At 71.2% G+C, this 19,856-nt stretch carries 19 protein-coding genes, 5 tRNA genes and 1 pseudogene; 20 read left to right on the top strand and 5 right to left on the bottom strand.

What is annotated here, in order from left to right:
* Nucleotides 1-117 precede the first annotated feature (117 nt).
* The 9 genes from ACFYXV_RS00735 to ACFYXV_RS00695 all read left to right on the top strand — a co-directional run bounded on the left by ACFYXV_RS00735 (nt 118) and on the right by ACFYXV_RS00695 (nt 4,143).
* Nucleotides 118-300, top strand: coding sequence for a hypothetical protein (locus ACFYXV_RS00735; RefSeq protein WP_383343187.1), 183 nt, complete (start codon nt 118-120; stop codon nt 298-300).
* Between the two features lie 98 nt (nt 301-398).
* Nucleotides 399-1,205, top strand: a complete 807-nt coding sequence (locus tag ACFYXV_RS00730) for a fumarylacetoacetate hydrolase family protein (RefSeq protein WP_389381710.1) — start codon at nt 399-401, stop codon at nt 1,203-1,205.
* The gene (gene gltX / locus ACFYXV_RS00725) at nt 1,198-2,673 is read left to right on the top strand and encodes a glutamate--tRNA ligase (RefSeq protein WP_385472873.1); all 1,476 of its coding nucleotides are present in this window, start codon (nt 1,198-1,200) and stop codon (nt 2,671-2,673) included. Before ACFYXV_RS00730 ends, gltX begins: the two co-directional genes overlap by 8 nt.
* 166 nt (nt 2,674-2,839) lie before the next feature.
* Complete coding sequence (locus ACFYXV_RS00720) at nt 2,840-3,568, top strand: HAD family hydrolase (protein WP_385472870.1); 729 nt, start codon at nt 2,840-2,842, stop codon at nt 3,566-3,568.
* Between the two features lie 86 nt (nt 3,569-3,654).
* Nucleotides 3,655-3,726: transfer RNA gene (locus ACFYXV_RS00715), tRNA-Gln, on the top strand.
* Nucleotides 3,727-3,753: 27 nt separating this feature from the next.
* Nucleotides 3,754-3,826: transfer RNA gene (locus ACFYXV_RS00710), tRNA-Glu, on the top strand.
* Between the two features lie 63 nt (nt 3,827-3,889).
* Nucleotides 3,890-3,962, top strand: a tRNA-Glu gene (locus tag ACFYXV_RS00705).
* A 21-nt stretch (nt 3,963-3,983) separates the two neighbouring features.
* Nucleotides 3,984-4,055, top strand: a tRNA-Gln gene (locus tag ACFYXV_RS00700).
* A gap of 15 nt (nt 4,056-4,070) precedes the next feature.
* Nucleotides 4,071-4,143: transfer RNA gene (locus ACFYXV_RS00695), tRNA-Glu, on the top strand.
* Nucleotides 4,144-4,306: 163 nt separating this feature from the next.
* On the opposite strand, the gene ndgR is transcribed toward ACFYXV_RS00695, so the two are convergent.
* Complete coding sequence (gene ndgR, locus ACFYXV_RS00690) at nt 4,307-5,023, bottom strand: IclR family transcriptional regulator NdgR (RefSeq protein WP_073911130.1); 717 nt, start codon at nt 5,021-5,023, stop codon at nt 4,307-4,309.
* A gap of 119 nt (nt 5,024-5,142) precedes the next feature.
* Here ndgR and leuC point away from each other — a divergent pair, with 119 nt between their 5' ends.
* From leuC to ACFYXV_RS00670, 4 genes are all read left to right on the top strand, one after another.
* Nucleotides 5,143-6,567 carry a 3-isopropylmalate dehydratase large subunit gene (gene leuC / locus ACFYXV_RS00685; RefSeq protein ID WP_389381709.1) on the top strand — a complete coding sequence of 475 codons (1,425 nt, stop codon included), beginning with the start codon at nt 5,143-5,145 and terminating at the stop codon, nt 6,565-6,567.
* 3 nt (nt 6,568-6,570) lie between these two features.
* Nucleotides 6,571-7,164, top strand: coding sequence for a 3-isopropylmalate dehydratase small subunit (leuD, locus tag ACFYXV_RS00680; protein ID WP_389381708.1), 594 nt, complete (start codon nt 6,571-6,573; stop codon nt 7,162-7,164).
* Between the two features lie 137 nt (nt 7,165-7,301).
* Nucleotides 7,302-7,529 (top strand): hypothetical protein, encoded by a 228-nt coding sequence (locus ACFYXV_RS00675; protein ID WP_045945905.1) that lies wholly within the window; start codon nt 7,302-7,304, stop codon nt 7,527-7,529.
* A 144-nt stretch (nt 7,530-7,673) separates the two neighbouring features.
* On the top strand, nt 7,674-8,354 hold the full coding sequence (locus ACFYXV_RS00670) for an HU family DNA-binding protein (protein WP_389381707.1): 681 nt from the start codon (nt 7,674-7,676) through the stop codon (nt 8,352-8,354).
* A gap of 354 nt (nt 8,355-8,708) precedes the next feature.
* Here the strand turns inward: ACFYXV_RS00670 and cofC are convergent.
* Nucleotides 8,709-9,350 (bottom strand): annotated as a pseudogene (gene cofC, locus ACFYXV_RS00665) (2-phospho-L-lactate guanylyltransferase); the annotation flags it as partial.
* 188 nt (nt 9,351-9,538) lie between these two features.
* On the opposite strand from cofC, the gene ACFYXV_RS00660 reads away from it, so the two are divergent.
* From ACFYXV_RS00660 to ACFYXV_RS00650, 3 genes are read left to right on the top strand one after another with little or no spacing between them, the layout of a single operon-like run.
* Entirely contained in the window at nt 9,539-10,291 is a 753-nt protein-coding gene (locus ACFYXV_RS00660) for a lysophospholipid acyltransferase family protein (protein WP_385472858.1), read from the top strand.
* Complete coding sequence (locus ACFYXV_RS00655; RefSeq protein ID WP_383496852.1) at nt 10,288-11,298, top strand: NAD(P)H-dependent glycerol-3-phosphate dehydrogenase; 1,011 nt, start codon at nt 10,288-10,290, stop codon at nt 11,296-11,298. The genes ACFYXV_RS00660 and ACFYXV_RS00655 overlap by 4 nt, the downstream gene beginning before the upstream one ends.
* Before the next feature lie 39 nt (nt 11,299-11,337).
* Nucleotides 11,338-12,495 carry a D-alanine--D-alanine ligase family protein gene (locus tag ACFYXV_RS00650; RefSeq protein ID WP_385472856.1) on the top strand — a complete coding sequence of 386 codons (1,158 nt, stop codon included), beginning with the start codon at nt 11,338-11,340 and terminating at the stop codon, nt 12,493-12,495.
* A 103-nt stretch (nt 12,496-12,598) separates the two neighbouring features.
* Here the strand turns inward: ACFYXV_RS00650 and ACFYXV_RS00645 are convergent, their stop codons facing one another.
* Entirely contained in the window at nt 12,599-13,099 is a 501-nt protein-coding gene (locus ACFYXV_RS00645) for a DUF3515 domain-containing protein (protein WP_389381706.1), read from the bottom strand.
* A gap of 23 nt (nt 13,100-13,122) precedes the next feature.
* The gene (locus ACFYXV_RS00640; protein WP_030162831.1) at nt 13,123-13,356 is read right to left on the bottom strand and encodes an Lrp/AsnC family transcriptional regulator; all 234 of its coding nucleotides are present in this window, start codon (nt 13,354-13,356) and stop codon (nt 13,123-13,125) included.
* A gap of 242 nt (nt 13,357-13,598) precedes the next feature.
* Here ACFYXV_RS00640 and ACFYXV_RS00635 point away from each other — a divergent pair, with 242 nt between their 5' ends.
* On the top strand, nt 13,599-14,582 hold the full coding sequence (locus tag ACFYXV_RS00635) for a thiamine-phosphate kinase (protein WP_366100922.1): 984 nt from the start codon (nt 13,599-13,601) through the stop codon (nt 14,580-14,582).
* Nucleotides 14,579-15,382 carry a bifunctional hydroxymethylpyrimidine kinase/phosphomethylpyrimidine kinase gene (gene thiD, locus ACFYXV_RS00630; protein WP_389381705.1) on the top strand — a complete coding sequence of 268 codons (804 nt, stop codon included), beginning with the start codon at nt 14,579-14,581 and terminating at the stop codon, nt 15,380-15,382. The genes ACFYXV_RS00635 and thiD overlap by 4 nt, the downstream gene beginning before the upstream one ends.
* 146 nt (nt 15,383-15,528) lie before the next feature.
* Here the strand turns inward: thiD and rpmB are convergent, their stop codons facing one another.
* Entirely contained in the window at nt 15,529-15,714 is a 186-nt protein-coding gene (gene rpmB, locus ACFYXV_RS00625; protein ID WP_030298506.1) for a 50S ribosomal protein L28, read from the bottom strand.
* A 250-nt stretch (nt 15,715-15,964) separates the two neighbouring features.
* On the opposite strand from rpmB, the gene ACFYXV_RS00620 reads away from it, so the two are divergent.
* Nucleotides 15,965-17,632, top strand: coding sequence for a DAK2 domain-containing protein (locus ACFYXV_RS00620; protein ID WP_385472845.1), 1,668 nt, complete (start codon nt 15,965-15,967; stop codon nt 17,630-17,632).
* Between the two features lie 16 nt (nt 17,633-17,648).
* Nucleotides 17,649-19,853, top strand: a complete 2,205-nt coding sequence (gene recG, locus ACFYXV_RS00615) for an ATP-dependent DNA helicase RecG (protein WP_389381704.1) — start codon at nt 17,649-17,651, stop codon at nt 19,851-19,853.
* Nucleotides 19,854-19,856: the final 3 nt, after the last annotated feature.

Raw genomic sequence — 19,856 nt, 5'->3', positions numbered from 1 at the left:
GCCGTGGCCATTACTTCCCGGTTGGGCCGGGGAATCGGATGTTTAGCCTTGCCCTTTACAGGGTTGAAGGATCCGACAACCCGCCACCCGACAACCGAGCCGAGGGCCCGAAACACCGTGAAGACGACGATGATGTTCCGCAACATAGCCAACCCCCGCCGCACCACCCTCGCGCACCTCAAGGACGCCGAAGAGCTGCAGGCGATCGAGGCTCCGGACCACGCCGTCGAGCTGCCCGCCCAGACCGCGAACCCGCGCCGCACGATCCTGATGGACGCGCCGGTCGCCGCGGCGCAGTAACCCGCTCGGCAAAAGGAGCGCGAGGCGCCGCCGCCCGCCGCGTTAGCCTGGACACGCAGACTCCAGCCAGCGGAAATACAGAGGGGCAGACGCAACACGTGCGCATCGCCAGGTTCTCCATCGACGGCAATGTCGCGTTCGGCGCGGTCGAGGGCGACACCGCCCCCGGCGCCGAGGGTGAGCTCGTCCTCGACATCATCAAGGGCATCCCGTTCGCGGACTTCGAGCTCTCGGGCACGAAGGTCCCGCTGAGCAAGGTCCGGCTGCTGCCGCCCGTGCTCCCGAACAAGGTCGTGGCCATCGGCCGCAACTACGCGGAGCACGCGGCGGAGCTCGGTCACGCCATCGTCGACGACCAAGGCCGTCCGGACGCGCCGATCACCTTCTTCAAGCCCTCCACCTCGGTGGTCGGCCCGGGCGACCCGATCGCGTACCCCTCCTTCTCCCAGGACCTCCACCACGAGGCGGAGCTCGCCGTGGTCATCGGCCGCATGTGCCGCGAGGTCCCGAAGGAGCGCGTCAAGGACGTGATCCTCGGCTACACCTGCGCGAACGACGTCACCGCGCGCGACGTCCAGCAGCGCGAGAAGCAGTGGGCCCGGGCCAAGGGCTTCGACAGCTCCTGCCCCCTCGGCCCCTGGATCGAGACCGACCTCGACCCGACCGACCTGACCATCCAGTGCACCGTCAACGGCGAACAGCGCCAGCTCGGCCGCACCAGCGACATGGTCCGCTCCATCGAGGACCTGATCGTCCACATCACCGAGGCCATGACGCTCCTCCCCGGCGACGTCATCCTCACGGGGACCCCGGCCGGAGTCGGCCCCCTCAACGTCGGCGACGAGGTCGCCGTCACCATCGAAGGCATCGGCACTCTCACCAACAAGGTGATCAAGCGTGGCTAACGCGAACTACCGCGTCCGTTTCTGTCCCTCCCCGACCGGCAACCCCCACGTGGGCCTGGTCCGGACCGCCCTCTTCAACTGGGCGTTCGCCCGGCACCACGGCGGTACGTTCGTCTTCCGCATCGAGGACACCGACGCGGCGCGCGACTCGGAGGAGTCGTACGAGCAGCTGCTCGACTCGCTGCGCTGGCTCGGCTTCACCTGGGACGAGGGCCCCGAGGTCGGCGGCCCCCACGCCCCGTACCGCCAGTCCGAGCGCATGGACATCTACGCGGACGTGGCCCAGCGCCTGCGTGACGGCGGGTACGCGTACGACTGCTACTGCACCACCGAGGAGCTCGACGCGCGCCGCGCCGCCGCCCGGGCCGCGGGCAAGCCCTCCGGCTACGACGGCCACTGCCGCGAGCTCACGCAGGTGCAGCTGGAGGCGTACCAGGGCGAGCACCGCCCCTCGATCGTGCGCTTCCGGATGCCCGACGAGCCGATCACCTTCACCGACCTGGTCCGCGGCGAGCTGACCTTCACCCCGGAGAACGTGCCGGACTTCGGCATCCTGCGGGCCAACGGCGCGCCGCTGTACACGCTCGTCAACCCGGTCGACGACGCGCTGATGCAGATCACGCACGTGCTCCGCGGCGAGGACCTGCTCTCCTCCACCCCGCGCCAGATCGCGCTGTACAAGGCGCTGATGGAGATCGGCGTCGCCACCGGCGTCCCGCAGTTCGGCCACCTGCCGTACGTGATGGGCGAGGGCAACAAGAAGCTCTCCAAGCGCGACCCGGAGAGCTCGCTCAACCTGTACCGCGAGCGCGGCTTCCTCCCCGAGGGCCTGCTGAACTACCTCTCGCTCCTCGGCTGGTCCTTCTCCAAGGACCAGGACGTCTTCTCGATCGAGGAGATGGTCGCGAAGTTCGACATCGACGGCGTGAACGCCAACCCGGCGCGCTTCGACCTCAAGAAGGCCGAGTCGATCAACGGCGACCACATCCGCCTCCTCGACCCGAAGGCCTTCGCGGACGCCTGCGCCCCCTGGCTGCGGGCCCCGCACGCCAACTGGGCGCCCGAGGACTTCGACGCCGAGGCCTGGGCGGCCATCGCGCCGTACGCCCAGACCCGTGTGACCGTTCTCTCGGACATCACCGCCAATGTCGACTTCCTGTTCCTGAAGGAGCCGGTCGAGGATCAGCAGTCCTGGGACAAGGCGATGAAGGGCGAGCCCGCGGCCCTGCTGACCAGCGCCCGCGCCCACCTGGACACGGCCGACTGGAACGACCCCGAGTCCCTCAAGCAGGCCGTCCTGACCGCCGGCGAGGCCCACGGCCTCAAGCTGGGCAAGGCCCAGGCCCCGGTCCGCGTGGCCGTCACCGGCCGCACGGTCGGCCTGCCGCTCTTCGAGTCCCTCCAGATCCTGGGCAAGGAGCGCTCGCTGTCCCGCATCGACGCGGCCCTGGCGAAGCTCGCCGCGTAGGCACCACCCGTACGTCCTCTCAGGGGGCGGCGGCCGGGAAACCCCGGCCGCCGCCCCCTGGGCGTTGTCCGGGGGCCTGCGGACGTCCGCGCGGCCGTCCGCGTCCGGGCAGCCGGCATCCGCAAACCCCCTCGACGGCGCCCCGCGATGTCGTAGCGTCGGAGGCATGCCGATCCGCGCCGTGCTGTGGGACATCGACGACACCCTGTTCGACTACACCGGGGCGGACACCGCCGGCCTCGCGCGCCGGCTCGCCGAGGAGGGCATCGCGGAGCGGTACGGGTCCCCCGCGGAGGCGCTCGCGCTGTGGCGGGAGACCACCACCCGCCACTGGGACCGCTTCGCCGCCGGGGAGGTGGACTTCCAGGAACAGCGCCGCGACCGCGTACGGGACTTCCTCGGGGAGCCCGGGATGAGCGCCGCCGAGGCCGACGGCTGGTTCGACCGGTACGTGGTGCACTACAAGGCCGCCTGGACGCTGTTCCCCGACGTCGTGCCCGTACTGGACGCCCTCGCGGCCGAATACCGGCACGGGGTGCTCTCCAACTCCTCCACGGTCAACCAGGACCCCAAACTGCGCCACCTCGGGCTGCGCGAGCGCTTTGAGGTGCTGCTCTGCGCCGCGGAACTGGGCGTCAGCAAGCCGGAGGCCGCCGCCTTCCTCGCCGCCTGCGAGGCCCTCGGGCTGCCGCCGGGCGAGGTCGCGTACGTGGGGGACCAGCCGGAGATCGACGCGCGCGGGGCACGCGACGCCGGGCTGACCGCGGTCTGGCTCGACCGGGACGGCGCGCGGGGTCCGGGCCCCGCGGGAGTGCACCGGATCGCCGGTCTCGCCCTGCTCCCGGAGCTGCTGGCCTCCGATACCCGTTTTGGAGCACGGTCAGGCATCCGGTAATGTTCTTTCTGCGCCGCCGGAGCGGGCCGAAAGGCCGGACGGAGGCGCCACTCGAAAGAAAAGCCCCCCAAGGGGTTGACTTTCGGTGGGGTATAGTGTAATTGGCAACACGAGGGTTTCTGGTTCCCTTATTCTAGGTTCGAGTCCTGGTACCCCAGCGCAGTGCAGCAGTAACGCAGTGCTTTGCCCCCGTTGTGTAGCGGCCTAGCACGCCGCCCTCTCAAGGCGGTAGCGCCGGTTCGAATCCGGTCGGGGGTACAGATCCTTCCCGCAAGGTCTCCATTGGGTAGCTCCCGGACGTCTTGATGCAGGATCGCTAGGGCCCCCGTTGTGTAGCGGCCTAGCACGCCGCCCTCTCAAGGCGGTAGCGCCGGTTCGAATCCGGTCGGGGGTACTGGTCTGGTATAGACCACATTGGGCTATGGTGTAATTGGCAACACGAAGGTTTCTGGTTCCTTTGTTCTAGGTTCGAGTCCTGGTAGCCCAGCGCAGTACAGAGCAAGCCCCCGTTGTGTAGCGGCCTAGCACGCCGCCCTCTCAAGGCGGTAGCGCCGGTTCGAATCCGGTCGGGGGTACGCACGGAAGAGGCCCTCCGCGTTCATCGCGGAGGGCCTCTTCGCTGTTCCCGTATGCGCCCGCCCCACGATGCCCGCGCACAAGTGCGGGCCCGGAGGCGCGTCTTCGGACGTGTGCGGCGTCGTACGCGCCCCCGGGCCCGGGGGAGTGGGAAGAGGGGGGTCAGCCGGAGCGGCGCAGGGCCTCCGACAGGCGGGCGGCCGCGTCGATGACGGCCTGGGCGTGCATCCGGCCCGGGTGGCGGGTCAGGCGCTCGATCGGCCCGGAGACCGACACGGAGGCCACCACGCGGTTCGACGGCCCGCGCACCGGCGCCGAGACGGAGGCCACGCCGGGCTCCCGCTCGCCGATCGACTGCGCCCAGCCGCGCCGCCGTACGCCCGACAGGGCCGTCGCCGTGAAACGCGCGCCCTGCAGCCCGCGGTGGAGCCGCTCGGGCTCCTCCCAGGCCATCAGGATCTGCGCGGCCGAACCCGCCTTCATCGGGAGCGTCGAGCCCACCGGGACGGTGTCCCGAAGGCCGGACAGCCGCTCGGCGGCTGCCACGCAGATGCGCATGTCTCCCTGACGGCGGTAGAGCTGCGCGCTCTCGCCCGTCACGTCACGGAGGTGGGTGAGTACCGGTCCCGCCGTGGCCAGCAGGCGGTCCTCGCCGGCCGCGGCGGCGAGCTCCGCCAGCCGCGGTCCGAGGATGAACCGGCCCTGCATGTCCCTCGCCACCATCCGGTGGTGTTCCAGTGCCACGGCCAGGCGATGTGCCGTGGGTCGTGCGAGCCCTGTCGCCGCGACCAGCCCGGCGAGGGTGGCCGGACCGGACTCCAGTGCGCTCAATACCAGAGCTGCCTTGTCGAGAACGCCGACGCCGCTAGAGTTGTCCATGAAACGATATTCGCGTCTCACACTGTGAAACGCAAGTTCAATTTTTCCAAGAACCAGCGAGTCTGTATGTACGGGTCCACGAACCACTGGGTCCGGGACGGTGAGCCGGAGGGAAAGCGATGGGTAGGACACTCGCGGAGAAGGTCTGGGACGACCATGTCGTCCGGCGCGCCGAGGGCGAGCCCGACCTCCTCTTCATTGATCTGCACCTGCTGCACGAGGTGACCAGCCCCCAGGCCTTCGAGGGCCTGCGCCAGGCCGGCCGCAAGGTCCGGCGGCTGGACCTCACCATCGCCACCGAGGACCACAACACCCCCACCCTGGACATCGACAAGCCGATCGCGGACCCGGTCTCCCGGGCCCAGCTGGAGACGCTGCGGGCGAACTGCGCCGAGTTCGGCGTGCGCCTGCACTCCCTGGGCGATGTCGAGCAGGGAGTCGTCCACGTGGTGGGACCGCAGCTGGGCCTGACCCAGCCGGGCACCACCGTGGTCTGCGGTGACTCCCACACCTCCACGCACGGCGCCTTCGGCGCGCTGGCCTTCGGCATCGGCACCAGCCAGGTCGAGCACGTGCTGGCCACCCAGACGCTGCCGCTGGCCCGCCCCAAGACGATGGCCATCACGGTCACCGGCGAGCTGGCCGAGGGCGTCACCGCCAAGGACCTGATCCTGGCGATCATCGCGAAGATCGGCACCGGCGGCGGCCAGGGCTACATCCTGGAATACCGCGGCGAGGCCATCGAGAAGCTCTCGATGGAAGCGCGCATGACCATCTGCAACATGTCGATCGAGGCCGGTGCCCGCGCGGGCATGATCGCCCCCGACCAGGCCACCTTCGACTACCTGAAGGGCCGCGACCACGCCCCCGGGGGCGAGGACTGGGACGAGGCCGTCGCCTACTGGCGGACCCTGCGCACCGACGAGGACGCGGTCTTCGACGCCGAGGTCGTCATCGACGGCGCCACGCTCTCCCCGTTCGTCACCTGGGGCACCAACCCGGGCCAGGGCGCGCCGCTGTCCTCCCGCGTCCCCGACCCTGCTTCGTACGAGGACGCTTCGGAGCGCCACGCCGCCGAAAAGGCCCTGGAGTACATGGGGTTGACGGCCGGACAGCCGCTGCGCGACATCAGGGTCGACACCGTCTTCGTAGGTTCGTGCACCAACGGCCGCATCGAGGACCTGCGTGCCGTCGCCTCCGTCATCGAGGGCCGCAAAGTCGCCGACGGCGTACGGATGCTGGTCGTCCCGGGCTCCGTCCGGGTCGCCCTGCAGGCCGTGGAAGAGGGCCTGGACGCGGTCTTCAAGGAGGCCGGCGCCGAATGGCGGCACGCGGGCTGCTCGATGTGCCTGGGCATGAACCCCGACCAACTGGCCCCCGGTGAGCGCTCCGCGTCCACCTCCAACCGCAACTTCGAGGGCCGGCAGGGCAAGGGCGGACGCACCCACCTGGTCTCCCCGCAGGTGGCCGCCGCCACCGCGGTACTGGGCCATCTGGCCTCGCCCGCCGACCTGTCCGCCGCCGACGCGACCGCCGGAGTCTGAACCATGGAAGCCTTCACCACCCACACCGGCCGGGCCGTCCCGCTGCGCCGCTCCAACGTCGACACCGACCAGATCATCCCGGCCCACTGGCTGAAGAAGATCACCCGTGACGGGTTCGAGGACGGGCTCTTCGAGGCCTGGCGCAAGGACCCCGGGTTCGTCACGAACCGCCCCGAGCGCCAGGGCGCGACCGTGCTGATCGCCGGCCCCGACTTCGGCACCGGCTCCTCCCGCGAGCACGCCGTCTGGGCCCTGCAGAACTTCGGGTTCAAGACGGTCATCTCGTCCCGCTTCGCCGACATCTTCCGCGGCAACTCGCTGAAGAACGGTCTGCTGACGGTGGTCCTGCCGCAGGAGACCGTCGACCGGCTGTGGGAGCTGACCGAGGCCGACCCGAGTGCCGAGGTGACCGTCGACCTGGTCGCGCGCCAGGTCCGCGCGGCCGGAATCGAGGCGGAGTTCGAACTCGACGACAACGCCCGCTGGCGTCTGCTGGAGGGTCTGGACGACATCTCCCTCACCCTTCAGAACGAAGCGGACATCGCCACCTACGAAAGCGCCCGCCCCAGCTTCAAGCCGCGCACGATTAGGGTCTGATTCCAGCCTGATCAGCGCTTATTCACCCCCGGGTGATCACATCGACAACACTGTGCCCCCCGCCCTCCGGCGGGGGGCACAGCCGTGTGTTGAGGCCCCGTGAGGCGACAACTCGCCCCAGATGGCACAATCTGTGCATGGAACGCGACAGTCAACTTGAGCTCTACGAACTCGTCGCGGACCGGCTGAAAGAAGCACACGCAAGGGTGCGCACACTGCAAGTCCCGGAGGGCGTAAGGATGGCGCTGTCCCGGAAGCTGTTGGTCGTCACGGCCGCGGCGAAACATGATCTCGCCGATGCGGCAAGGCGCCTGGACAGGTTGATGAAGGACCTCGACGAGGGTCGATTCCCTGAAGGCGACTGATGCGAAGGAACTCCGTAACGACCTACACCGTTGCGGCACTAGGGTGATTAGCCCGTTTCGTGTTTGATTTGCGGTATATATCCGCCTAACGTGCGAAATAAGCTTGAACACATTCGTTCTGGCGAAGTCTCCGAAGGGGAAGACGTGAACAAGGCGCAGCTCGTAGAAGCGATTGCCGACAAGCTGGGCGGCCGCCAGCAGGCCGCGGACGCCGTCGACGCGGTACTGGACGCGATGGTCCGCGCCGTGGTCGCGGGCGACCGGGTCTCGGTCACGGGCTTCGGCTCGTTCGAGAAGGTCGACCGCCCGGCCCGCTACGCCCGCAACCCGCAGACGGGTGAGCGCGTCCGGGTCAAGAAGACCTCTGTTCCCCGCTTCCGCGCGGGCCAGGGCTTCAAGGACCTGGTCGCGGGCACCAAGAAGCTGCCCAAGGGCGGCGAGGTGTCGGTGAAGAAGGCGCCCAAGGGCAGCCTCTCCGGCGGCGCTTCCGCGACGGTCAAGAAGGCCGCGGCCAAGAAGGCCACCACCGCCAAGAAGGCGGCGGCGAAGACCGCGGTCGCCAAGAAGACCACCGCCGCCGCCAAGAAGGTCGCCACCGCCAAGAAGGCGGTCACCAAGACGGCCGCGGCGAAGAAGACCACGGCGACGGCGAAGAAGGCCACCGCCACCGCCAAGAAGGCGGCCCCGGCGGCCAAGAAGACCACCGCCGCCGCCAAGAAGACGGCTCCGGCGGCCAAGAAGGCCACCGCGAAGACCACGGCGCCCGCCAAGAAGACGACGGCGCGCAAGACCACCGCGAAGAAGACCACGGCCCGCAAGAAGTAAGGCCACGAGTCACACACGCCGGGCCGGCTTCCCCCTCCTGGGGAAGCCGGCCCGCGGTGCTGTGTGAACTGTCGTTGCAGGTCAGAAGGGTCGCAGGGGCTCGCGGTGGCTCACAGTGGCTCGCGCTGGCGAGAGTCAGAAGGTCTGCAGGGTGACCAGCGTGATCCGCAGCGCCGGCCCCTCGCCGTCCGTCTCGATCCGGACCCGCTGCCCGGGCCGCAGCAGCCGCAGGCCGCCCGCATCGAAGGCCGGGGCCTCGAAGGGCACCGGCGTGCCGTCGTCCAGCAGCACACTGCCGCTGCGGGTCTGGGAGTCGTACGTGTACGCGGTCGCCTGCATACGGGCACTGTATCGGGCCGTGTGACGGCCCACACCGAGGGCGAGGGCCGCGCGCAGATCGGCTCCCGTGTCCACGTCCCGCCGTACGCTCTCCACGTCCGCGAGGCTTATTTCCGCAGCCCCCGAGGCCGAATGCCGGGCACGTGACGGACCCCCGAACGAGGGTGCCAATTCCACGTCCGGAGCAGCGGAAAGCAGCGTCGTGCCGATTCCCGCGGCGTCCGCGAGAAATGCCCGCGCAAATACGGACGCGGCTTCGAGCACGCGTAGCAATTCCGAAGGCCGCAGCGCGGGCAGATCCGCGTTCATCGCGGCCACCGCCGCACCCGGCCGGCCCCTGCGCACCTCCCGCGCCCCGTGGACGAGCGCCGGGTTGAGCCCGGTGGCCGGGGCGTCCGCCACGATCCGCGCCCCCAGCCGCGACAGTTCCTTTCCGGCCTCGGCGTCATCCGTGACGACCACCACATCCGCGACCGCCGGGCAGGCCAGCGCGCCCGCCACCGTGTCCAGCGCGAACGCCAGCGCGAGCCCGGGGCGGGACGCCCCCACGGCCGCCGCGAGACGGCTCTTGGCCACCGCCAGCGGCTTCAGCGGGACCACCAGACTCCAGACCGCGTTCGTGGCGGACCCCCCTTCCTCCGGCGCGCGCCCGTCCATGTGCGGACCATGGCCGGGTCATGGCCAGGTCATGCATCGGCCCATTGTCGCCTCTGCCGGGTCGACCCGGAGGTCCGGTGCTCCGGGCGGGGCGTACGGTGTTCTCGACAGAGACCGGAGCCGAGGCCACACTTGTCCGGCCGACGAGGTGCCCCAGCCGCGCACCGGTCCTAGAGGAAGGTGTCCGAGTGTCCCGCCGCAGAATCGGCTTCTGGTACCGCCTGGCGGCGGTCATCGCAAAACCGCCGCTGGTGGTGCTCTTCAAGCGGGACTGGCGGGGAATGGATCACATTCCGGCCGACGGCGGGTTTATCACGGCCGTCAATCACAACTCGTATCTGGACCCGCTCTCCTACGCGCACTTCCAGTACAACACCGGCCGGGTGCCCCGATTGCTCGCGAAGGCGGCCCTCTTCAAGGTCCCCATTGTCGGCGCGATCCTGCGCGGCTCCGGCCAGATCCCCGTCTACCGCGAGACCACCAACGCCCTGGACGCATTCCGGGCCGCCGTGGACGCGATCGAGCGCGGCGAATGCGTGGCCTTTTATCCCGAAGGCACTCTCACGCGCGATCCGGACATGTGGCCGATGGCCGGCAAGACCGGCGCGGCGCGCGTGGCGCTCATGACCAAGGCGCCCGTCATTCCGGTGGCCCAGTGGGGCGCGAACCTCGCCATGCCGCCGTACGCCAAGGAGAACAAGGTCCGCCTGTTCCCGCGCAAGACCCTCCAGGTGCTGGCCGGACCGCCCGTGGACCTCTCCGAGTTCTATGACCGGGAACCCACCCCGGACGTGCTCAAGGAGGTCACCGAGACCATCATGGCGGCCATCACGGAGCTGCTGGAGGAGCTGCGCGGCGAGAAGGCGCCCGAGCAGCCGTACGACCATCGCAAGGCCAGGCTGGAACAGCGGCGCAAGGCCGCGGGGGAGGACCAGAAGTGACACGTCCCGTGAAGGCGGCCGTCTTCGGAACCGGCTCCTGGGGCACGGCCTTCGGCATGGTGCTCGCCGACGCCGGCTGCGAGGTGACCCTGTGGGGCCGCCGCAGCGAGGTCGTCGACGCCATCAACAGCGGCCGGACCAACCCGGACTACTTCCCGGACGTCGAACTCCCCGCGAACATGCGCGCCACCACCGACCCGGCCGAGGCCGCGGCCGGCGCCGACTTCGCGGTCCTCGCCATCCCCTCCCAGACCCTGCGCGGCAACCTCGCCGAATGGGCCCCGCTGCTGCCCGCCGACGCCGTCCTCGTCTCCCTGATGAAGGGCATCGAACTCGGCAGCGCCAAGCGCATGAGCGAGGTCATCGAGGAGGTGGCCAAGGTCCCCGCCGAGCGCGTCGCCGTCGTCACCGGCCCCAACCTGGCCCGCGAGATCGCCGCCCGGCAGCCCGCCGCCGCCGTCGTCGCCTGCTCCGACGAGGCCGTGGCCCAGCGCCTCCAGGCCGCCTGCCACACCCCGTACTTCCGCCCGTACACGAGCACCGACGTCATCGGCTGCGAGCTGGGCGGCGCCGTCAAGAACGTCATCGGCCTCGCCGTCGGCATCGCGGACGGGATGGGCCTGGGCGACAACACCAAGGGCTCCCTCATCACCCGGGGCCTCGCCGAAGCGACCCGGCTGGGCCTGGCCATGGGCGCCGACCCGCTCACCTTCTCCGGTCTCGCGGGCCTCGGCGACCTCGTCGCCACGTGCTCCTCGCCGCTCTCCCGCAACCACACCTTCGGCACCAACCTCGGCCGCGGAATGACCCTGGAGGAGACCATCGCGGTCACCAGGCAGACCGCCGAGGGCGTCAAGTCCTGCCAGTCGGTGGCCGATCTGGCCCGCCGCCACGGGGTGGACATGCCGATCACCGACACCGTCGTCGAGATCGTCCACCACGGCAAGCCGCCGCTGGTCGCACTGAAGGAACTGATGGGGCGCAGCGCCAAACCGGAACGCCGCTGACTCCTTTCAGGACGTCCGACCGGGTATCGTCGTGGCGATATGAGCAGCGAGAACCTCCCCCAGACCCCTGAGCAGCAGGGCCGCAAGCCCCGCGTGGCCGTCGTGTTCGGCGGCCGCAGCTCGGAACACGCCATCTCGGTCGTCACCGCGGGCGCCGTGCTGCGCTCCATCGACCGGTCCAAGTACGAGGTGCTGCCCATCGGCATCACCACGGACGGCCGGTGGGCGCTGACCGCCGACGAGCCCGCGCGGATGGCCATCGCCGACCGCAAGCTCCCGAACGTCGAGGAGCTGGCGGACTCCGAGGAGGGCACCGTCGTGCTCTCCGTCGACCCCGCCAACCGCGAGGTCGTCTACACCGAGCCGGGAGCCGTCCCCAAGGCCCTGGGCGAGGTCGACGTCGTCTTCCCGATGCTGCACGGCCCGTACGGCGAGGACGGCACCCTGCAGGGCCTGCTGGAGCTCTCCGGCATCCCGTACGTCGGCTCGGGCGTCCTCGCCTCCGCCGTCGGCCAGGACAAGGAGTACATGAAGCGCGTCTTCACCTCCTTCGGCCTCCCCGTCGGCCCGTACGTGACCATCCGGCCCCGCGAGTGGGACGCCGACCGGGACGCCGCCAAGGCGCGCATCCTGGACTTCGCCGGTGAGCACGGCTGGCCGCTCTTCATCAAGCCCGCCCGGGCCGGCTCCTCCATCGGCATCACCAAGGTCGACGAAGCCTCCGGCCTGGACGCCGCCATCCGCGAGGCCCAGCGCCACGACCCGAAGATCATCGTCGAGGCGCTGCTGCGCGGCCGCGAGATCGAGTGCGGGGTGCTGGAGTTCGAGGACGGGCCGCGCGCGAGCGTGCCCGCCGAGATCCCGCCGGTCTCCAGCCACGACTTCTACGATTTCGAGGCGAAGTACATCGACTCCGCCTCGGGGATCGTGCCCGCCCCGCTCACCCCGGAGCAGACCGCCGAGGTGCAGCGGCTCGCGATCGAGGCGTTCGACGCCGCGTCCTGCGAGGGCCTGGTGCGCGCCGACTTCTTCCTCACCGAGGACGGCACGTTCGTCATCAACGAGATCAACACGATGCCGGGCTTCACCCCCATCTCCATGTACCCGCGGATGTGGCAGGAGTCGGGCATCGAGTACCCGGAGCTGGTGGACCGCCTGATCCAGGCGGCCCTGAACCGCTCCACCGGCCTGCGCTAGCCGGCCGCAGCGCGCGGCCCGAAACGCCGTACACGCCGACCGCCCGCCGGGATTCCCGGCGGGCGGTCGGTGTGCGAAGGGGCGAACGGTCCCGTCGGCACGGTCAGTACGAGGAGATGCCCTCCGGGACGGTCCCGGCCACGGCCGTGGACAGCCCGACGAGCATCCCCGCATCCGTGGCATGCTCCTTGTCGACCCGGACCTCGGTGTACGCGAGGCGCAACCCGGTGATGAACCGGAACCCCCCGCCGGCGCTGTCGGGGACCTTCTCCAGCAGCCACCGGACGCCGTTGACCTCGACGCCCTCCTGCTTCGGATCAGCCATCTCGGGGGGCTTGGGGACACCGCACCGCAGTACGATCGCCGAGCCGCCCCACGCGGCGGTCAGATCCGACTCCGGCGCCGTCTCCGCCCGCGCCAGGCCGGCCACCTTCTCCGGGAGTTCCCCGTGCAGCGCTGCACAGAACCCCGCGACGTCGGCGGGCGGCGTGGGCGGCGGATCCACCCGGGCTTCGGAATCACCCGGGGTACAGCCCGCGAGGGCCAGTACCGCGACCAGTACGGGCAGGGCGGGCACACGCAGGGGCCGGCGGTGGAGGGTCATCACCGGCCAAGAGTAGACGGGGGCTACAGATGGACCACCGGGCAGGTCAGGGTGCGGGTGATGCCCTCCACCTGCTGCACCTTGGCGACGACCATGCGGCCGAGCTCGTCGACGGTGTCGGCCTGGGCGCGCACGATCACGTCGTACGGCCCCGTCACGTCCTCGGCCTGGATCACCCCCGGAATCTGGCTGATGGACTCGGCGACGAACGACGCCTTGCCCACCTCGGTCTGGATAAGGATGTACGCCTGTACCACGGAACCTCCAGGGCGGCCACGAGGATCGATTCCCCTAACCTTCGGGTGGGCCCAGGGATGCGAGTGGGCCCGGGGAAAGGGACGCCACGGTACCGCGTTGCCGAGCACCACGGGGAGACCCGGGGGCCCGGCGCCACGCACGGCGGGGCGTACGGAGAGCAGAAGTTGACGTATCTGTTGACGGTACCCAGAGCTGTGACGGCTCGCGACCGCAAGCGGACTGGGCAAGAAGGGGCACAGCGATGAAGGGCACTGTGGGCGAGCTGGGGGAGTTCGGGCTCATTCGAGAGCTCACCTCACGGCTCACCACCACCCCGGCGGTCCGGCTCGGACCGGGCGACGACGCCGCGGTCGTGTCGGCCCCCGACCGGCGGGTCGTGGCGAGCACCGACATCCTGCTGGAAGGCAGGCACTTCCGGCGCGACTGGTCCACCGCGTACGACGTCGGCCGCAAGGCCGCCGCGCAGAACCTCGCCGACATCGCGGCCATGGGCGCCGTGCCGACGGCGCTGCTGCTCGGCCTCGTCGTCCCGGCCGAGCTGCCGGTCACCTGGCCCACCGAGCTGATGGACGGCATCCGCGACGAGTGCCAGGTCGCCGGCGCGGCCGTGGTAGGCGGCGACGTCGTCCGCGGGGACACCATCACCGTGGCCATCACCGCCCTCGGCGACCTGCGCAACCACGAGCCCGTGCTGCGCTCCGGCGCCCAGCCCGGCGACGTCGTGGCCGTCACGGGCTGGCTGGGCTGGTCCGCGGCCGGTTTCGCCGTGCTCTCGCGCGGGTTCCGCTCCCCGCGGGCCTTCGTCGAGGCGCACCGGCGCCCCGAGCCTCCGTACCACGCCGGCCCCGCGGCCGCCGGGCTCGGCGCCACCGCCATGACCGACGTCAGCGACGGCCTGATCGCCGACCTCGGGCACATCGCGGAGGCCAGCAAGGTACGCATCGACCTGCGCTCGGCGGCCGTCGACATCCCGACGCAGATGCACGACATCGGGCAGGCCGTCGGGGTCGACCCCTTGCAGTGGGTGCTCACCGGAGGGGAAGATCACGCCATCGTGGCGACCTTCCCGCCCGACGTGAAACTGCCGGCCCGGTGGAAGGTCATCGGGGAGGTGCTGAACCGGTCCGCGCTGCCCCAGGTGACCGTGGACGGCGCCCCCTGGACGAGCACCGGCGGCTGGGACCACTTCGGCTCCGACCCGTCCACCGAGGAGACCACCAGATGACCGACGCGCCACCGCTGTGCCTGACCGTCGCCGGATCCGACTCCGGCGGTGGCGCCGGGATCCAGGCCGACCTCAAGACGATGCTGGCACTCGGCGTGCACGGAATGAGCGTGGTGACGGCCGTGACCGCGCAGAACTCCCTCGGGGTGCAGGGGGTCTGGGAACTGCCCGCCGAGGCCGTGAAGGCCCAGTACCGGGCCGTCGTGGACGACATCGGCGTCCACGCCGTCAAGACCGGGATGCTGGCCTCCACCGCCCTGGTGGAGACGGTGGCCGAACTGCTGGCCGCCGCCTCCGCCCCCGCCGTCGTGGACCCGGTCGGGGTCTCCAAGCACGGGGACCCGCTGCTCGCCGCCTCCGCGCTGGACGCCGTACGCAAGGAGCTGCTGCCGCGGGCCACCGTGGCCACCCCGAACCTGGACGAGGTGGCCCAGCTCACGGGCGTCATCGTGGAGAGCGAGGACGACATGCGGCGCGCCGCCGACGCCGTGCTCGCGTACGGCCCCCAGTGGGCGCTCATCAAGGGCGGGCACCTGGCCGCCCACGGGAACCAGGCCGCCGACCTGCTCACCGACGGGGACACGCTGCTGTGGCTGCGGGCGCCGCGCCACGGCAACCGGCACACCCACGGCACCGGCTGCACCCTCGCCTCCGCACTGGCCGCGGGGCTCGCCAAGGGACAGGACGTGCCGCAGGCCGCCATGGAGGCCAAGGAGTACGTGAGCGGCGCCCTCGCGGCCGGCTTCGCGCTCGGCGGCGGCATCGGCCCCGTGGACCACGCCTGGCAGTGGAACCGCTGACGGCTGCGCAACGGCGGAGGACCACCGCATCACATGATGCGGTGGTCCTCTTCACGCCCGGTCGGTCCAGGCAAGGCAAAAGGCCGGTCCACGAGGTGGACCGGCCTTCTTGGCAACCGGAAAGGGCTGCGCTACGACGGTTGGCGTCAGCGCGAGACCTTGCCGGCCTTGATGCACGAGGTGCAGACGTTGAGGCGCTTCGGCGTCCCACTGACCATGGCACGAACGCGCTGGATGTTCGGGTTCCAGCGACGCGAGGTGCGGCGGTGCGAGTGGGAGATGTTGTTGCCGAAGCTCGGCCCCTTGGCGCAAACGTCGCAGTTGGCAGCCACAGGTCACTCCAAAGACTTCAGATGCACTTACAGTGAAATCCGGCGCACCGGATCAGAAGTCTGAGGAAGTCTGAGTGGTTTGCCGGGGGAATTGGCCCGACTCTCATCGGGCAACCGGAGCAGCATACAACGACTGCGTCCGTCCAAGAAAACTACCATGACCGCCGCCGATCCCGCCCGGGGCCCCTGACACCCGGCAGTCCTTGGTTACCCTGCGGTGAACCCCGGCCCGCACGAGGAGGAACGCCCGGTGCAGCACGAGCCGCAGCCGCAGCCCGCCGACGAGCTCGACGCCCGGGCGGTGCGCACCTGGAGCTCGCTGGCCGTGGCCGCGCTGGGCCGGGCCCGCGAGGACATCGACGCGATCAACGTCTACCCGGTCGCGGACGCGGACACCGGAACCAACCTCTACCTGACCGCCGAATCGGCGGACCGCGCCCTGGCCGAGGCGCTCGGAACACCCCCCGCGGGAGTGAGCGAGACCACAGCGGACCCCACGCTGGCCGAGGCCGTACGGGCCTACGCGCACGGCGCCCTCATAGGCGCCCGCGGGAACTCCGGGACGATCCTGGCGCAGCTGCTGCGCGGCGTGGCCGAGGTGCTCGGCGACGAGCCCGGGGAGCGCGGGCCCGGCCGGCTGCTGGCCGAGGCGCTGACCCGGGCCGCCGAGGAGGCGTACCGCGCCGTCGCGCACCCGGTGGAGGGCACGATGCTCACCGTCGCGGCCGCGGCGGCACGCGCCGGGGAAGCGGCCGGGGCGGCCGCCGCCAGCGCCGCCGACGTGGCCCTGGCCGCCTACGACGGGGCCCGCGCGGCCCTCGCCGACACCCCGGGGCAGCTGGCCGAGCTGGGCCGGGCCGGGGTGGTCGACGCGGGGGGCTGCGGGCTGGTCGCCGTACTCGGGGCCCTGTGGCAGGCGCTGTCCGGCCGCCAGCCCGCCGCCGAGGCCGTACGCGGGCGGGCCGTGCCGGTACCGCAGCCGCCGCGGCCCTGCGACGCCGAGGAACAGGGCGGGCCCGCGTACGAGGTGATCTACCTGCTGGAGGCCGCCGAGCCGGACGTCGCCGAGCTGCGCGAACGCCTCGACGGACTCGGGGACTCCCTGGTGGTGGTCGGCGGCGACGGACTGTGGAACGTGCACGTCCACGTCGACGACCCCGGCGCTGCCGTCGAGGCCGGCGTGGTCGCCGGGCGCCCCTACCGGATCCGCATCACCCACTTCGGCGACGAGCGGCGCCGCGCGCGCGGCGAGCGCGTCCAGCGGGCCGTCGTCGCCGTGGTCCCGGGCGAGGGACTGGCCGGACTGTGCGGGGAGGCCGGCGCGACCACCGTCCTCGCCCGGCCCGGAGAGACCCCGGACGCCGCCGCGCTCGTCGACGCCATCCGGCGCGCCCACGCCCGCGAGGTGGTGCTGCTGCCCGGCGGGGCGGACCAGCGCGCGGTCGCGGCCGCCGCCGCCGAACAGGCCCGAGCCGACGGCGTACGGGTGGCCGTGATCCCGACCCGGTCCGCGGTCCAGGGCCTGGCCGCCCTCGCCGTCCACGACCCCGAGGGCAGCTTCGACGAGGACGTCGTCGCCATGACCGCGGCCGCCGGAGCCACCCGCTACGGGGAACTCGCCGTCGCCGAACGGCAGTCCTTCACCTCCGCCGGCATCTGCCAGGCCGGGGACGTGCTCGGGCTCATCGACGGGGACGTCGCCGTCATCGGCTCCGGCCTCGACGAGACCGCCCAGGCCGTCCTGGAGCGGATGCTGGGCTCCGGCGGCGAACTCGTCACCCTCGTCCTGGGACCGGAGGTGCCCGACGCCCTCGCCGAACGCCTGGAGGCGTACGTACAGCACGGGCACCTGGCGGTGGACACGGTCACCTACCGCGGCGGGCGGTACTCGGCGCCCCTCCTCATCGGGGTCGAATAGCCGACATGTCAGCGCCATGGTGTGCAATGAAGGCGTGCCCGCGCTCGACGAAGACCTCAAGAAGACGCTCGGCCCCGCCACCGCCAAGGTGCTGGCCGAGCAGCTCGGCCTGCACACGGCCCTGGACCTGCTGCACCACTACCCGCGGCGCTACGCCGAGCGCGGCGAGCTGACCTCGCTGGCCGAGCTCGCCGACCAGATCGACGAACACGTGACGGTCGTCGCCCAAGTCGCCGACGCCCGGATCCTGACCTTCAACGGGGGCCGCGGCAAACGCCTGGAGGTGACCATCACCGACGGCAGCGGCCGCCTCCAGCTGGTCTTCTTCGGGGCGGGCGTCCACAAGCCGCACAAGGACCTGCTGCCGGGCACCCGCGCCATGTTCGCGGGCAAGGTCGGCCTGTTCAACCGCAAGCTCCAGCTCTCCCACCCCGCGTACGAGCCGCTCGGCGCGGACGCCTCCGACCGGGACGCCGCGACCGCCTTCGCCAACCAGCTCATCCCGATCTACCCGGCCTGCGCCAAGCTGGAGTCCTGGAAGATCGCCAAGTGCGTGGACGCCGTACTGCCCAGCGCCGGGGAGGCCGTGGACCCGCTGCCGGAGACCCTGCGCCAGGGCCGCGGACTGGTCCCGCTCACCGAGGCCCTGCTGAAGATCCACCGGCCCGCCGCCAAGGCCGACATCGAGGACGCGCGGCAGCGGCTGAAGTGGGACGAGGCGTTCGTCCTCCAAGTCGCCCTGGCCCGCCGCCGGCACGCCGACTCCCAGCTGCCGGCCGTCCCCCGCCGCCCCGCCGCGGGCGGCCTGCTCGACGCCTTCGACGCCAAACTCCCCTTCACCCTCACCGACGGCCAGCAGACGGTGTCCCGCGAGATCTTCGAAGACCTCGCCACCGAACATCCCATGCACCGCCTCCTCCAGGGAGAAGTCGGCTCCGGAAAGACGATGGTCGCGCTGCGGGCCATGCTCGGCGTCGTGGACTGCGGCGGGCAGGCCGCCATGCTCGCGCCCACCGAGGTGCTCGCCCAGCAGCACCACCGGTCCGTCACCGAGATGATGGGCGAGCTCGCCGAGGGCGGCATGCTCGGCGGCTCCGACCAGGGCACCAAGGTCGTGCTGCTCACCGGCTCCATGGGAATGCCCGCGCGCCGCCAGGCCCTGCTCGACCTGGTCACCGGGGAGGCCGGCATCGTCATCGGCACGCACGCGCTCATCGAGGACAAGGTGCAGTTCCACGACCTCGGCCTGGTCGTCGTCGACGAACAGCACCGCTTCGGCGTCGAGCAGCGCGACGCGCTGCGCTCCAAGGGCAAGCAGCCCCCGCACCTGCTCGTCATGACCGCGACCCCCATCCCGCGCACCGTCGCGATGACCGTCTTCGGGGACCTGGAGACCTCCGTCCTCGACCAGCTGCCCGCCGGCCGTTCCCCGATCGCCACCCACGTCGTACCGGCGAAGGACAAGCCGCACTTCCTGACCCGGGCCTGGGAGCGGGTGCGCGAGGAGGTCGAGAACGGGCACCAGGCGTACGTCGTGTGCCCGCGCATCGGCGACGGGGAGGACGACCCGAAGAAGAAGGCCTCCGCCGAGGACGACGCCGAGAAGCGGCCCCCGCTGGCCGTGCTGGAGATCGCCGAACAGCTGCGGCGCGGACCGCTCGCCGGGCTGTCCGTCGAGGTGCTGCACGGCCGGATGGACCCGGCCGACAAGGACGACGTCATGCGCCGCTTCGCCGCGGGCGAGGTCAAGGTGCTGGTCGCCACCACCGTCATCGAGGTCGGGGTGAACGTCCCGAACTCCACCGTCATGGTGATCATGGACGCGGACCGGTTCGGCGTCTCCCAGCTCCACCAGCTGCGCGGCCGCGTCGGCCGAGGCTCCGCGCCCGGCCTGTGCCTGCTGGTCAGCGAGATGCACGAGGCGAGCCCCGCCCGCGCCCGGCTCGCCGCCGTCGCCGCCACCCTGGACGGGTTCGAGCTCTCCCGCATCGACCTGGAGCAGCGCCGGGAGGGCGACGTGCTGGGCCAGGCCCAGTCGGGAGTGCGCTCCTCGCTGCGCATGCTCGCGGTCATCGAGGACGAGGAGGTCATCGCCCAGGCGCGGGAGGAGGCCGCCCGCGTGGTCGCCGAAGACCCCGAGCTGAAGGGGCTGCCGGGCCTGCGGAGCGCGCTGGAGGCCTTGCTGGACACGGAGCGGGAGCAGTACCTGGAGAAGGGCTGAGCC

The sequence above is a fragment of the Streptomyces sp. NPDC002181 genome (assembly GCF_042890485.1).
In the GTDB taxonomy this organism is placed as follows: Bacteria; Actinomycetota; Actinomycetes; order Streptomycetales; family Streptomycetaceae; genus Streptomyces.
The sequence above is the reverse complement of the archived record's forward strand: the minus strand, read 5'-3'. Positions and strand labels throughout refer to the sequence as shown.

What these genes read in the sequence shown, in the direction of transcription:
- thiD (WP_389381705.1), top strand. Translation starts at nt 14,579, where the DNA reads ATGACCGACGCGCCACCGCTGTGCCTGACCGTCGCCGGATCCGACTCC.
- ACFYXV_RS00635 (WP_366100922.1), top strand. Translation starts at nt 13,599, where the DNA reads ATGAAGGGCACTGTGGGCGAGCTGGGGGAGTTCGGGCTCATTCGAGAG.
- leuC (WP_389381709.1), top strand. Translation starts at nt 5,143, where the DNA reads ATGGGTAGGACACTCGCGGAGAAGGTCTGGGACGACCATGTCGTCCGG.
- ACFYXV_RS00645 (WP_389381706.1), bottom strand. Translation starts at nt 13,099, where the DNA reads ATGACCCTCCACCGCCGGCCCCTGCGTGTGCCCGCCCTGCCCGTACTG.
- leuD (WP_389381708.1), top strand. Translation starts at nt 6,571, where the DNA reads ATGGAAGCCTTCACCACCCACACCGGCCGGGCCGTCCCGCTGCGCCGC.
- ACFYXV_RS00675 (WP_045945905.1), top strand. Translation starts at nt 7,302, where the DNA reads ATGGAACGCGACAGTCAACTTGAGCTCTACGAACTCGTCGCGGACCGG.
- ACFYXV_RS00720 (WP_385472870.1), top strand. Translation starts at nt 2,840, where the DNA reads ATGCCGATCCGCGCCGTGCTGTGGGACATCGACGACACCCTGTTCGAC.
- ACFYXV_RS00650 (WP_385472856.1), top strand. Translation starts at nt 11,338, where the DNA reads ATGAGCAGCGAGAACCTCCCCCAGACCCCTGAGCAGCAGGGCCGCAAG.
- recG (WP_389381704.1), top strand. Translation starts at nt 17,649, where the DNA reads ATGGTGTGCAATGAAGGCGTGCCCGCGCTCGACGAAGACCTCAAGAAG.
- ndgR (WP_073911130.1), bottom strand. Translation starts at nt 5,023, where the DNA reads ATGGACAACTCTAGCGGCGTCGGCGTTCTCGACAAGGCAGCTCTGGTA.